Annotated in this window: 15 protein-coding genes; 10 read left to right on the top strand and 5 right to left on the bottom strand. The window is 34.5% G+C overall.

Translation table 11 applies throughout. The annotated features are described in order from the left end of the window. Nucleotides 1-246: 246 nt before the first annotated feature. Nucleotides 247-522, top strand: coding sequence for an ArsR/SmtB family transcription factor (locus MHB70_RS15300; RefSeq protein ID WP_000660069.1), 276 nt, complete (start codon nt 247-249; stop codon nt 520-522). 284 nt (nt 523-806) lie between these two features. On the opposite strand, the gene MHB70_RS15295 is transcribed toward MHB70_RS15300, so the two are convergent. Then, nucleotides 807-2,009 carry an ankyrin repeat domain-containing protein gene (locus tag MHB70_RS15295; RefSeq protein ID WP_061530091.1) on the bottom strand — a complete coding sequence of 401 codons (1,203 nt, stop codon included), beginning with the start codon at nt 2,007-2,009 and terminating at the stop codon, nt 807-809. A 357-nt stretch (nt 2,010-2,366) separates the two neighbouring features. Here MHB70_RS15295 and MHB70_RS15290 point away from each other — a divergent pair, with 357 nt between their 5' ends. Then, nucleotides 2,367-3,167, top strand: coding sequence for a hypothetical protein (locus MHB70_RS15290; protein WP_000418467.1), 801 nt, complete (start codon nt 2,367-2,369; stop codon nt 3,165-3,167). 261 nt (nt 3,168-3,428) lie between these two features. Here the strand turns inward: MHB70_RS15290 and MHB70_RS15285 are convergent, their stop codons facing one another. Beyond that, nucleotides 3,429-3,752: a winged helix-turn-helix transcriptional regulator gene (locus tag MHB70_RS15285; RefSeq protein WP_001072967.1), complete on the bottom strand. Its 324-nt coding sequence runs from the start codon at nt 3,750-3,752 to the stop codon at nt 3,429-3,431. A gap of 124 nt (nt 3,753-3,876) precedes the next feature. Here MHB70_RS15285 and MHB70_RS15280 point away from each other — a divergent pair, with 124 nt between their 5' ends. The 3 genes from MHB70_RS15280 (at nt 3,877) to MHB70_RS15270 (ending at nt 7,136) form a co-directional block, all read left to right on the top strand. After that, nucleotides 3,877-4,410 carry an NAD(P)H-dependent oxidoreductase gene (locus tag MHB70_RS15280; protein ID WP_000855237.1) on the top strand — a complete coding sequence of 178 codons (534 nt, stop codon included), beginning with the start codon at nt 3,877-3,879 and terminating at the stop codon, nt 4,408-4,410. A gap of 256 nt (nt 4,411-4,666) precedes the next feature. After that, nucleotides 4,667-6,169, top strand: a complete 1,503-nt coding sequence (locus MHB70_RS15275; RefSeq protein ID WP_061530092.1) for a class I adenylate-forming enzyme family protein — start codon at nt 4,667-4,669, stop codon at nt 6,167-6,169. 190 nt (nt 6,170-6,359) lie between these two features. Further along, nucleotides 6,360-7,136, top strand: a complete 777-nt coding sequence (locus MHB70_RS15270) for a GNAT family N-acetyltransferase (RefSeq protein ID WP_000240317.1) — start codon at nt 6,360-6,362, stop codon at nt 7,134-7,136. A 31-nt stretch (nt 7,137-7,167) separates the two neighbouring features. Here MHB70_RS15270 and MHB70_RS15265 read toward each other — a convergent pair whose 3' ends face one another. Then, nucleotides 7,168-7,377 (bottom strand): hypothetical protein, encoded by a 210-nt coding sequence (locus tag MHB70_RS15265; RefSeq protein ID WP_000801649.1) that lies wholly within the window; start codon nt 7,375-7,377, stop codon nt 7,168-7,170. Between the two features lie 84 nt (nt 7,378-7,461). On the opposite strand from MHB70_RS15265, the gene MHB70_RS15260 reads away from it, so the two are divergent. From MHB70_RS15260 to MHB70_RS15240, 5 genes are all read left to right on the top strand, one after another. Beyond that, a complete protein-coding gene (locus tag MHB70_RS15260; RefSeq protein WP_001027988.1) occupies nt 7,462-8,211 on the top strand; it encodes a Nif3-like dinuclear metal center hexameric protein in 750 nt (249 codons plus the stop codon). 164 nt (nt 8,212-8,375) lie between these two features. Next, nucleotides 8,376-9,224, top strand: coding sequence for a phosphotransferase (locus MHB70_RS15255; RefSeq protein ID WP_000355231.1), 849 nt, complete (start codon nt 8,376-8,378; stop codon nt 9,222-9,224). 27 nt (nt 9,225-9,251) lie between these two features. Next, entirely contained in the window at nt 9,252-9,809 is a 558-nt protein-coding gene (locus tag MHB70_RS15250) for a DUF7010 family protein (protein ID WP_001017279.1), read from the top strand. Between the two features lie 25 nt (nt 9,810-9,834). After that, the gene (locus MHB70_RS15245) at nt 9,835-10,662 is read left to right on the top strand and encodes an MBL fold metallo-hydrolase (RefSeq protein ID WP_002048673.1); all 828 of its coding nucleotides are present in this window, start codon (nt 9,835-9,837) and stop codon (nt 10,660-10,662) included. Nucleotides 10,663-10,678: 16 nt separating this feature from the next. Continuing rightward, nucleotides 10,679-11,245, top strand: coding sequence for an SGNH/GDSL hydrolase family protein (locus MHB70_RS15240; protein ID WP_000855189.1), 567 nt, complete (start codon nt 10,679-10,681; stop codon nt 11,243-11,245). A gap of 44 nt (nt 11,246-11,289) precedes the next feature. Here the strand turns inward: MHB70_RS15240 and MHB70_RS15235 are convergent, their stop codons facing one another. Further along, nucleotides 11,290-11,706: an SRPBCC family protein gene (locus MHB70_RS15235; protein WP_000951541.1), complete on the bottom strand. Its 417-nt coding sequence runs from the start codon at nt 11,704-11,706 to the stop codon at nt 11,290-11,292. A 79-nt stretch (nt 11,707-11,785) separates the two neighbouring features. Then, a complete protein-coding gene (locus MHB70_RS15230; protein ID WP_000040531.1) occupies nt 11,786-12,796 on the bottom strand; it encodes an aldo/keto reductase in 1,011 nt (336 codons plus the stop codon). Nucleotides 12,797-12,830 lie beyond the last annotated feature (34 nt).

The raw sequence follows: 12,830 nt of genomic DNA, 5'->3' as shown, positions 1-12,830 counted from the left end.
CAGATTATCTGCTCTCTTTTTCATTGATTTTAGCTAGTTGAATATAGAGTAGTAACATAAAACCTTCTGCTTCCATAACGAAATTTCTATTCATTACTGATAGTGAAACGTTATGTTAAGGCACTCCTTTGTTTTCGGGGTAAAGTTTTTTTATATTTTTTTAAAATGACGGACACAAAAACATATATGCTTACGAATTATATATATGGATATCATTAATATTTATATAAAAGGGGAGAAAGAAACATGAAAGAAAAAAAAGAAATGTATGTAGAAATCGCTGAAGTATTAAAGGTATTGGCACATCCTGTCCGTTTATCCTTAGTAAAAATAATGCTTGCAAAAGGCGCTACAAATGTAACAACAATGTATGGAAATTTACAAATGCCCCAAAGTACAATTAGTCAACATTTATCCAAACTAAAGGCTGCTAAAATCGTAACAGGTACTCGAAAAGGATTAGAAATTTATTATGAGGTAACGGACAATCGCACAAAATCAATATTGGCATGTTTAGTATAAATGATGACTTGCTAGACTTCGCAGTAACAAATTATATAACTATCCATAACACTATTTATTTAAATGATATAGGCATCCTGTTGGACAATTTTTTTGCTACTCTTAACGTGAAGCTAGCAAGTAGCAAAATGAAACGATTTCAAAATGAAAAACGCTATTCTTTTCTATGATTTTACAGAGAGAATAGCGTTTTTTACTTTTAAGGAGTATCTTTTTAATTAGCTTGATAGTGATATGGTATTATCTCTAAAATACAAAAATATTGATTTTACTTTCATTCTTTCTCATAATTTTGAGCTCAAAAGTTCGACTATCTCATCGTATCCAAGGCGTTCGGCTGTTTCGATGGGGGTTTCTTTTAATTTTTCATTCTTTGGCATACTGTATAATGTTGCTTTCTCATGCAAGTTCGGTTGATGTTGTAGTAACACTCGAACTACTTCAATAAAGCCTTGTTCACATGCACTATGTAACGGTGTGATTTTTCCTTGTCCTGTACTATGGATATTAGCTCCATTTTCTAACAACAGCGCTGCCATCTCTGGTTTATTGCGGCCGCAAGCAAGGCTTAATGCACCCCTTTTGTATTCTTCTAGTAATTCCATATCAATACCGTTGTCTATTAAAACCTTTGCTGCTTCAAGATTGTTATCCTCCACTGCGTAGTGGAGAGCTGAACGTTTCCTGTTTGTCACCGCATTTATATTTGTAATACGCTCTAAAATATATTGAACAATTTCTTGATTACCAGAACTACTAATTAAATGAAGAGGAGTGACTTTTCCGACCATGATATCATTTGCATTTTCACCTTTAGAAATTAAATATTTAATAATTTCTACGTTACCTTTTCCGCATGCTAGGGCAAAAGGTGTTTCTCCATGATATTTAATTTTCAAATCTGCTCCTGCTTCTACTAGTAATGTAACAATCTTAATATTGCCATTTAGACAAGCGATGTGAAGTGGCGTTTTTCTATCAGGTCCTTTTTTATTTAATGTAGATAATTTAATGTTTACTAACTTTTCTTTAACTGTTTCTATGTCATTTCTCATACACGCGTAGTTTAACGTTTTCTTAAAACTTTCGGCTTTAATAGCGCTTTGTAGTTGTGATTTACCAAAATCAGAGGTTGGTTCAATATGATAATGGCTGTATGCAAGTAAAAGTAGTGCAGAACTGCACTCTAAAGTAGGATTTAAATCGTCATAATAATCAACTTCATATAAACCATTTGTTTTGACAGTTAAAACAAATGCAGTCCAGTTCGATTCCCCGGTATGACGTACTCTTTGAATATTGTCCATAATTTCATTAGATGGAAGTCCTTCTGAGCCATGTTCAAATACTTTCATAGATTCATAATGAAAGTAACTATACGTCGTGACGACCCCATTGTAAAATGCAAATAACATCGATTTCTCAGCTGCATTGGGTATATGCTTTAACACGATTTCGACAAGTGTTGCTATATATTGATTCTTCAATGATTTCACCTCTATTAATATTTGAACTGGTAACGTTATAATTATTTGGAATCTCTAACATACTAATAATCTTAAGCAGCACTTTACGTAATTTTTAAAGAATATTTGATTTTTACATATATTATAACATTTCATCTTAGTTTGTTGGTAAAAGGCTTTCATGTTCATTAAGTTATCTGTTCTTTATGTACAAAGTTTATGAAAACTCAATTGACAGCAATAAAATTTATTAAGTTGATAATTATGAAGAGTAACAAATGACATGGGCAGTGGAACCCATATTTTTGGATAGAGGGCATTCTGTATTTTTGATATATTAATAGTCAGGGAACACAAATAAGGGGTGGAAATATAGAAATGGAATTATTTGATTACTATAAGAGAAAAGGGAAGTTTAAACTGTTAATTGGAACGGGTATTTTTATTCTTGCGTTATGCGCTGTATATGACGATTGGGGACATGTTAATTGGGGGCAGATTATCTTTTTTGTTATCGCTTCTTCTATCTTTTTTGGAATTGGATTTTGGCAGTTAAGAAAAGGGAAGCTGATACAAAAAAATACTATAAAAAGTAATGCAACATTTTGGGATGTTGATACTTTTGTCGTATTAGAATTACCTAAACGAAACAAGCAATTTGGTTTATATCATCCTGATGGTGGATATATTGCAGGAACAAAGATAGTTTCATCTAATATTCTTTTTTCAGTGATACCTTTTTTACATAATAAAGATGTTTATGGATTAGAAACAAGTAGCGGGGAAATTATAGCATATTTTCATACTGAAGTGGACGGATATGATTGGGTAACTTATGATTCGAATTATAACCAGATTGGTATGTTTAAAGAAAAAATGATACAAGGATTTACTATGATACGTGGTACTTTGATGACTGATAAAGCTACAAAATTGTCAGATGTAGAAGTTGAGTTTGATTTTATTCAAAGCACTCTCCGTACAATAGAAGGACGTACATTAGCAATCGGTAAACAAGGATATATGCCTATAGAATGGAGTGAAAGGTTTATGGGTTTAAATGTACCTACTATTACATTAGGTTCTAATGCGTCTAATAATGAAAAAATTCTTGGTTTAGGGGTGCTCCTTTATAGCTTACGTACAATTGAGATTAGAAAAAATAGAGCGAGCGTTTAATAAGGGAAATGTAGTAAGTATATACGAAACTTTATAAAATTTCATTTTCCTAATTAAATCTTCTTGGATTGATAGATGGTGGGTACGTCCCATGTCCATTAACTTAAGAAAACAAGTTATCCCAAAAAAACGATAAAAATACAAAATTACCATTTTTGGGGGAATTTTCAACCTTAGGTTAATCACATGTTACGGTACCCTATTATGAAATTTTAGAAAAATTCTTGACATAGAAGATTGAACAAAATTGATAGTGTTCTTTTAGTCATTTAATCTTTTCATCTGATGATCTTTTCCCCATTCAAATAGTTCATTCATAATATGCATTAAAGATTTTCCGTGTTCACTTATCGTGTACTCAACCTTTGGTGGTACTTCTTGATATACGGTACGATGGATAATCCCATCAGCTTCAAGTTGCCGAAGTTGCTGTGTAAGAACTTTTTGTGTAAGGTTTGGAATTTCTCGTTTAATTTCATTTGTTCGCATTTTTCCATCCATCAAAACACATAAAATATAAACTTTCCACTTTCCGCCAATTACATCGAGTGTCGTTGCAATTGGGCAGTCATCATTTTGATTCATATAACACCTCCAAAGGTACCTCAAGGTTCCTATAGTACCTGAAAGTACGTACTTTTCAATTATATGTGACTCATTCATACTAATACTAAAGCGTTTGAATTATTTATAAGGGGGAAGAAAATATATGAAAACACTTGTAATTGTAGCACATCCTGATATTGAAAAGTCTCGAATTAATAAAAGATGGGTAGAAGAACTTGAGAAATATTCGGATGAAATTACGGTGCATGAATTATATAAAGTGGCACCAAATTGGGAGTTTAATATTGAAGAAGAACAAAAGCTGTTAGTAGAGCACGACCGATATATATTCCAATTTCCACTTTACTGGTATAGCTCACCACCATTATTAAAAAAATGGTTCGATGATGTATTAACATATGGATTTGCTTACGGATCTAAAGGGGATAAAGTGAAGGGAAAAGAGTTTGGTGTAGCTATTTCTATAGGTGGATTAGAAATAGACTATGAAAATAGCGGGATCACAATGGCTGAGTTGACGAAACCATTTCACGCTACAAGCTTATACACGGGAATGGAGTTTATACCTTCGTTTTATTTATATGGTGCAGAATATAAGCTAAGTGATGAAGAGATTAATAATAGTGCGCCTGAGTATGTGCAATATGTGATGAATAAGAAGTATTCTAATATATAAGGAGAAATAGCCATTTACTTGATAAGTAGATGGCTATTTTTAAATCCCGCTATTTGTGGACAGCAGGACTCCTACCTCAAAAATCAGCGAATACGAGGGAGTTAGGTGAGATTTGGGCTGCCTGTAAAAGCCCGATTGGTGAGGGCTGATTAAAGTTTCACTTTATTCATTTTAAATTCACTAAGTGTAATCTTTAGTAAATTAATAGTTAATCTGGTAAAATAAAAACCCTAACATATATAAAGGGGAGTTTTATTTGAGAACGATGCGACAATTATTACAAAAGAGAGCAATGCAATCACCAAATTTGGAAGCGCTTGTAGGCGGAGAAAAAAGATATTCATTTCAGCAGTATAATGAACGAGTAAATCAGTTTGCGCATTATTTGTTACATAACGGTGTGCAAAGAGGGGATCGTATAGGAATCTTATGCAAAAATAATCACCCGTTTCCAAGCGTTATGATGGCAAGCTTAAAAATTGGAGCGATATTTATCCCGCTAAATCATCAGCTTACTGTTTATGAATTGGAAATTATTGTAAAAGAAGCGAAATTAAAAGTGCTAGTTATTGATGAAGAGTTTAGTGAAGTTTTATTAAAGGTTGATGCTGTTAAAGAAATTCCTTATGTAATTGAAACGACAAAAGAAGGCTTTGGTTCATTTGAATTAAAATTACAAGAACAGCCAATTACAGAGCCGACCGTAGACGTTCATGAAGATGATGATGCAATTTACTTATTTACTTCAGGAACGACTGGACAGGCAAAAGCATGTGTAATTGGTCATAAAAACTTACATCACTATTTTACTGAGATTGCGGGGCAAAGAGAAATTCCAGCAGGTGAACGCTTTTTATCCGTGCATCCATTGTTTCATATGAGTGGCGTGCTTTCTATTTTAAATTGCATTTATCATGGTGTTACGATGATTTTCTTAGCTGATTCGAATCCTACTCTTATTTGGGATAAGATTGAAGAAGAGAAAATTACTACGATGCTTGCATTCCCGGCTGTTTATAGCTACATGCTTGATGAACTAAATAAAAAAGAACGTAATATTTCAACCTTTAAAGTAGCACAAAGCGGTGGAACAAAAGTGCCAGAAACGCTCATTCAAAAATATTTGGAAATAGGAATCTATATGGTGCAAGGCTATGGTAGTACAGAAGGTTGGGTTGTAACTTCATGGCATCCAATGATGGGAAATGAAAAGATGTCTTCTGTAGGGAAAACACTAAAACATGTAGAGTTAAAAATTGTTCACCCAGAAACAGGACATGAACTAACAACAAATGAAGTTGGAGAGATTCACGTAAGAAGCCCGTACATGTTTAAAGGATATTGGAATAATGAAATGGCGACGAAAAAGGTAGTAAAAGATAATTGGTTTAACATGGGTGATGCTGGCATGATAGATGATGATGGATTCCTACATATTATGGGAAGATATAAAGATGTTATCGTACGCGGTGGTGACAACGTATATCCAGATCAAGTAGAAGATGTTATTCATGAAATCAATGGTGTTTTAGAAGTTGCAGTAGTTGGAGTTCCCAATGATTTTTGGGGAGAGGTTCCAACAGCGTATATTGTAAAAGACATTCAAACATCTTTAACAGAAGAAGAGATTATGCAGCATTGTAAAGAAAAATTGGCAAGCTATAAAATACCAGAAGTTGTATTTATGGAAGACTTACCGAAAAATGCTTTAGGGAAAGTGTTGAAGAGGGAATTAAGGGATGCTTTTTTTGCAAAATAAAAAGGGTATTAAATAATGAGAAATCCAGTTATGCAGTATGTATAACTGGATTTTTGTTTATAAAAAACATAATAATTTACTAAATTTTGTATTTTGTGTAAGATAATAAAGAATATTCAATCAATAACCGAGAGTGAGATATAAATGAAACTTCAGGTGAATGTATTGAACCAGGGGTAGGGGAAACGAAGTGGTGAAGAACGATCTTACAGTTATCAAAAATTTATTTGGCTCTTCTAAAAAAATATTAAATGGCTTACCAAATGCAGTCACAATTGAAGAAATAGAAGAGGATGTATTTTATGATGTACAAACTTATACAGAGAAGATATGTAGATTTGAAGAGGTTTGTTTTAACTGGGAGTTAAAAAGAGCGAGTATTGTATTAAACAAAAGGTTTAATGGTTATAACTCAAGTACGAGAGTGTTACTTGATGCAGGTTTTTCTTTGCACGCAGCAAAAATAGAAGTGTGTAGAGGGTTAAACAATGTAGAGGCGCTTGAAAAACAATATACATATTGTTCAATAGAAGAAACCTTATCAGAAAAAGAATTTAAATACATTTGGAAGCAATGTATGTTGAATTCAGGAAATCAAACTTCAATTTTAACTATCGATGAGCATTTTTATTCAGTGCAAACAGAGTTAGGTAAGGGCAGGGAAAAGTCATGTATTGTTTTTTATGATAAAAATGAGCCAATTGGTATGTCCATACCGCATATAGAATCTGGAACAGAAAGTGAAGGACGATTATTTTATTTTGGGGTAATGCCTTATTGTCGCGGGAAAGGAATTGCTTCCCAACTGCATCTTCAATCTCTACATATGTTAAAGGAAATGGGTGCTACCTATTATATTGGGAGCACACATACGTCGAATGAAAAGATGCAGAGGATATTTTGGAGAAATAATTGTTTGTTTAAAACGGAGATAGAGCTTTATTATAAAATTTTTAATGAGGGTTAGAAAAAGCCCGGCATATAACCGGGACTTCTCCTTATCTATTCAACACTTCAATATATGAAGCATTTCCCGTTGTTCTTAAAGCGGAGCGAAAATTATTATTTTCTAAAGTCTCAGCAACTTGTTTTAATTGCTGCGCATCATCGTGGTGAATAAGTAAACTGTCTGCGCCGCTTTCTTCTATATGAATGTGTTCGACATTTCCAATCGCATCATGTACAGCTTTTAAAAATTCAGGTTTCATATTGTCCTCCTATATGTATGTAACGTTGTTATTTAGTATTTCCTTATTTATGAAATATAAAAGTAAATGAAAGGAGAAATGAAAATGAATATAACGCAGTTTAACGAACATATAAAATCGCTATTTGGAGAGCATCTTCATAAATACGGCGATGATGAATATGGTTATACTCATATAAGTAAAGAGGAGTTTCACAAAATCGGTTACACAACAAATTTGACACTAGAGACGATTGAGGAAGCGTATAAAAATGGAGTCGATATGATAGTTACACATCATGCTCCTTGGAATTTTTTGTTTGGCATGGAAGAGGCTTGTATTGAGAAATTAAAACAATATGAAATGAATCATTTTTGGATTCATTTGCCGTTAGATTTTATTGAATTTGGTACGTGTACGTCATTATTTAATGAAATGGGGATAGATACAATTCTAGAATACTCTACGTATGAGGAAGAGGAATTACCTGGAATAGGAGAATTTGAAGAAGCGATTGCATTTTCAAACTTGGTTGAAAAACTTGAAGAAAGAATGGAAGAGAAAGTGAAGAGCTGGAGGAATCACGATAAACCAATAAAACGGATTGCGATTTTAACTGGTGCAGGTAACAATACAAATTTGATTGAGCGAGCATTAGAAAAAGGTTGTGATACGTATATAACAGGAGAAAAAACATTATATACAGTGCAACATGCAAAATTTAAAGGTATCAACTTAATAGTAGGTAGCCACACATTTACAGAAGTGTTTGGTGTAGAAAGTTTGGCTCGTAAATTACAAGAGAGAGATCGTGCAATAGAAATTACTAGATTAAATGAAGATCATTTGGAATAAAGAAATCGCATCGCAATATCATAAATGGAATGAATTATATGATGAAGTAATGAAAGTGTAATTTGTTATATTAAGATGGGTGGGAGGAATCCCCTTATGTCTGTCAAATAATAGTAAAGTTTCCTTTTGAATTAAGGGAATATTCAGAGTGTAAGGGTGAGGGAATGGACATTTCAATAATCGCTGCACAACTAGTTAAAGAGAAGGTTATTTTACATTATCCAAAAAACATGAAAGGTTTGAACGGGGGAACGACAAGTACAATATATTTGTTGGATGAACAATACGTTGTAAAACTGAATGAATCGGATGTAATACGTGAAGAAGCTTATTTTCTTCAGTTTTATAAAAAGAATGATGCGTTTCCAAAGCTTTTATATAAGGATCCGTTAAGTCGATATATTGTTTATTCATTTCTTGAGGGGACTACTTCGTGCAAATCTGGCCATAAACGAAGTATACTGTGCAAACTTGTAAAGGACGTTATCAATAAGTATGAAAAAGTTCCAAAGGTGAGTGGCTGGGGATGGAAGGACAGTACGGTTCAATCTTGGAATGAATTTTTAACAGTAACTGTGATGGAAGCTCACGAAAATGTAAAGTCGTACATAAGTGATGAAGAATGTAGACTTGTTTTTAAGTTAGCAAATAGTCCGAATAGAGGGGCTGGAATAGATGAGCCATTTTTATTACATGGCGATTTCGGATTCCATAATTTTATAGTTCAAGAGAATAGGTTACATGGAGTAATTGATCCTTTACCAGTATTAGGAGATCCTATATACGATTTAATTTACGCGTTTTGTTCAACTCCGGAAGATTTAACGAAAGAAGCAATTGATTATGTGATGAAACAAAGTGTATTTCATAGAGAAGACCGTAATTTATATGAAGAAATGGTCATAGGTTTATATTTGCGGATAGATACGTGTTTAAGACACCACCCGAAAGATTTAGAAGATTATTTAGCAGCTTGGCGTTATTGGATGGGCGAGGTTGAGACTACTTTATAGCACAAATATTTTTGGGGAGATGGTGAGATGAATATTGCAGAAGCGAAAAAGGATTTAGCAATCAAAACGAAGAGAGGATTACCGATTATATTAGCTGGTGTTTTATTTTGGATGGTTATGAGTATAACGGGCTTTGTTCTTTCTGAAAAACAAGTGGTGTGGGTATATTTAATCGGTATGGGATGTGTGTTTCCTTTCGGCTTAATGATAGCTGCTATATTGAAAATTGATATGTTTGCGAAAGGAAATCCGTTAGGGATTTTGGCAGGATTAATTGGTGGGATAAATGTATTGAATATTCCGCTTGTATTACTTGCCTATTTTCAATTTCCAGAATGGTTACCTTTTGTAGTAGCAATGTTAATAGGTGTTCATTTTATCCCGTACGTATGGATTTATGAAAGCAAAAGTTATGGTCTATTGTCAGTAGGGACTGTATTCGTGACGTCAGTTTGCGGGATTCTGTTTGCAGAAAAAGGATTTACGGTGATTCCATTGTCGGTTACAGCTGTTTATTTACTTACTTATATAAGTTTATTAATTGAAAATAAAAAAGCAGATCAGTATCAACAAAAATCAGCTTAATAAAAATATAGGGATAGGGGGAATTATGATGAAAAATTTCGTTTGTACAACGTGTGGTGTGCAGTATGCAGCGAGTGTAGAGGAACCGGTGAGTTGTCATATTTGTGATGAAGAAAGGCAATATGTGAATCCGAAAGGGCAGTCTTGGACGACTTTAGAAAACTTGCAAATAAGTGATACATATAAAAATGAAATAATCGAAGAAGAAAACGGGCTTTATAGTATTACGACCAAACCAGGGTTTGCGATCGGTCAAACAGCATTTGTAGTGAAAATAGAATCATATCGATTACTATGGGACTGCATTACTTATTTAGATGAAATGACAATTGCGAAAATAAAAGAGCTTGGCGGATTAGATGCAATTGCATTGTCTCATCCTCATTATTATTCAACGCAAGTAGAATGGGCAGAGACATTTGATGTACCAATTTATATACACGAAGATGATAAAGAGTGGGTGATGCGCCCGAGTAGTCGTATTATTTATTGGTCTGGTGAGTCTTTACAATTAGCTGATGGATTGGTCATTCATCGTCTAGGAGGTCATTTTAAAGGTGGATCTGTCTTACATTGGGAAGAAGGTAATGATGGAAAAGGAATTTTGTTAACAGGTGATATTATTCAAGTTGTAGCGGATGAGCGATGGGTAAGTTTTATGTACAGCTATCCAAACTTAATTCCATTACCAGCGAGAAAAGTGGAAGAAATGGTGAATCGAGTGAAGCCGTTACAGTTTAATCGTTTATACAACGCTTTTCATCGCGTAGTAAAAGAGAATGCAAATGAGGCAGTGGAACGTTCTGCTGAAAGATATATTAGGGCGGTAGAAGGAAAGTTATTTCATACGTAAAAGGAGAGCAAGTCTAATGAAAACGTTAGTATGCTTCGGTGATAGTATTACAGCTGATGATGTATTTTTTGATGGTACACCTAGATTAACACCAAGGTTACAAAGGATATTCTCAAATTGGGAAGTGGTGAATGCAGGTGTTCCAGGTGATAATACATTCGATGCGTTAAATAGGATTGAAGAAGATGTATTATCACATAAACCAGATTTCGTAACAGTTTTTCTTGGCACGAATGATGCAGTTTCTTTTTCACAAGGGTCATTACAAACATACAAAGAAAATTTAGAGAAGATTGTGAACCATATTTCGTCAGGTAAAGTACTGCTTATTAGTCCTGCACCAGTTGATGAAGAAAGACAGCATAATAGAACAAATAAAGTGCTCGGTCAGTATGCAGACGTGGTAGAGGAAGTGGCGAAAGAAACAGGAAGCTATTTTCTAAATTTGTATGCTGAAATGATTCAAGAACGGAATTATAAAACATTTGTAGAAAATGATGAAAGAGATGGGCTACACTTTGGACCAGAAGGGTATGAGTATGTAGCGAAGTTGATTGGTGAAAAGTTAAAAGGGATTTTATAAAAAAGCAAAGCGATATCGCTTTGCTTTTCATTGTTTTTAGTAGCTCAATCTAGAAATGCTTGCTGCAATGCTTTCAGTCCATCGCTGTAGATGCTATGAAACAGATTTATTGCCTCTTCATCACTAACCTCTACAGGGGTGAAAGTGCCAGACCACTCTACTAACGATGTGTTACTTTCAGTACCTTCTTTCACCTGGATTGTAGATAGATAATTAGTGACTGGGAATGGTGCATTCATGATTGAATACGTGTAGTAGCGTTCTTTCTCATTGAATACTTCTAAGCGTTCTATAATCGTATCACCATCTGGATTAGCTAGGTGACGTACACGACCGCCTTCAGTTAATTTACTGCTAGGTATATAAGGTAACCAGTCTGGAAGGGAGTTGAAACCTCCGATTAATTGCCATACTTGTTCAAGGGAACCGAAAATTGTCATAGATGTAGTAGTATGTGCCATATTTATTATGCTCCTTTTTAACTCGCTATTTGCGGGGAAATAATCAGTGGGGGATGCTCCCACTGATTAAAGTTTCACTTTATTTTACGTTGATTGGTAGTGGTGCATTAGGTGCTACTAGTTTTTGTTCGCGCATTTCTTCCCAGAATGCTGCGGGAATTACTGTGTTTAATGCATTTTGGTCTTCTACAATTCGTTCCGGTTTACTTGCACCAGGAACAACGGCAGCAACCGCTGGGTTAGCCAATGAAAACTGTAAAGCAGCAGCTTTAATGCTGATTTCATGACGATTTGCAAGAGCTTTGATTTTCTCAACTTTTGCAATAATTTCTGGTGATGCTTTTTGATATTCGAAGTGAGCACCTCCAGCAAGAATACCTGAGCTGTATGGGCCACCAACAACAATATCCATATTATGCTTAACAGCTGCAGGCATTACTCGTTGCAAGGCACGCCCGTGGTCTAATAGTGAATAACGACCAGCTAACAAGGAGATATTTGGCTTCGCTTCTTCCAAATCAAGCATAAGTTCAATTGATTCTACTTTGTTTACTCCAAGTCCCCAACCTTTAATGACTCCTTCTTCACGTAAACGTGTTAGCGCACGGAATGCCCCTGTTCGAGCCGTTTCAAATTGTGAAATCCACTCGTCGCCATAAAAGTCTTGTGCTAAATCATGAATGAAAACAAAGTCTAGACGATCTGTTTTTAAACGTTTCAAACTTTGCTCGATAGAACGAAGTGTTGCATCTGCGCTATAATCATTGATCATTTTATTTTTACGACCAAATTCGAAAAGTCCGCCTTTTTCACCTAAATCACGTGCAGATGGATCTTCTAGCTCATCCGAAATAGTTCGACCCACTTTCGTGCTTAAAAAGTAATCATCACGATTTCTTTTTGATAGTGCTTCACCAAGACGGATTTCCGCTAATCCAGATCCATAAAGTGGAGCTGTATCAAAGTAACGAACGCCATTCTCCCAAGCAGCATCCACTGTAGCGATTGCTTCTTCTTCTGGGATATTACGGTACATATTCCCTAGTGGAGCTGTACCAAAACCGATTTTTTCTTTTAGTAATTTACTCATTATAGATATCCTCCTAAAATGTATTTAAAAATTA

Source organism: Bacillus sp. FSL M7-1020, assembly GCF_038050415.1.
GTDB lineage: Bacteria > Bacillota > Bacilli > Bacillales > Bacillaceae_G > Bacillus_A > Bacillus_A toyonensis.
Note: the sequence above shows the minus strand (reverse complement) of the source record. Positions and strands in the feature narration are given on the sequence as shown.

Excerpts from the sequence above, each read along its gene's own strand:
- MHB70_RS15285 (WP_001072967.1), bottom strand. The coding sequence starts at position 3,752 with ATGAATCAAAATGATGACTGCCCAATTGCAACGACACTCGATGTAATT.
- MHB70_RS15230 (WP_000040531.1), bottom strand. The coding sequence starts at position 12,796 with ATGAGTAAATTACTAAAAGAAAAAATCGGTTTTGGTACAGCTCCACTA.
- MHB70_RS15250 (WP_001017279.1), top strand. The coding sequence starts at position 9,252 with ATGAATATTGCAGAAGCGAAAAAGGATTTAGCAATCAAAACGAAGAGA.
- MHB70_RS15280 (WP_000855237.1), top strand. The coding sequence starts at position 3,877 with ATGAAAACACTTGTAATTGTAGCACATCCTGATATTGAAAAGTCTCGA.
- MHB70_RS15245 (WP_002048673.1), top strand. The coding sequence starts at position 9,835 with ATGATGAAAAATTTCGTTTGTACAACGTGTGGTGTGCAGTATGCAGCG.
- MHB70_RS15235 (WP_000951541.1), bottom strand. The coding sequence starts at position 11,706 with ATGGCACATACTACTACATCTATGACAATTTTCGGTTCCCTTGAACAA.
- MHB70_RS15290 (WP_000418467.1), top strand. The coding sequence starts at position 2,367 with ATGGAATTATTTGATTACTATAAGAGAAAAGGGAAGTTTAAACTGTTA.
- MHB70_RS15255 (WP_000355231.1), top strand. The coding sequence starts at position 8,376 with ATGGACATTTCAATAATCGCTGCACAACTAGTTAAAGAGAAGGTTATT.
- MHB70_RS15240 (WP_000855189.1), top strand. The coding sequence starts at position 10,679 with ATGAAAACGTTAGTATGCTTCGGTGATAGTATTACAGCTGATGATGTA.
- MHB70_RS15300 (WP_000660069.1), top strand. The coding sequence starts at position 247 with ATGAAAGAAAAAAAAGAAATGTATGTAGAAATCGCTGAAGTATTAAAG.
- MHB70_RS15265 (WP_000801649.1), bottom strand. The coding sequence starts at position 7,377 with ATGAAACCTGAATTTTTAAAAGCTGTACATGATGCGATTGGAAATGTC.
- MHB70_RS15260 (WP_001027988.1), top strand. The coding sequence starts at position 7,462 with ATGAATATAACGCAGTTTAACGAACATATAAAATCGCTATTTGGAGAG.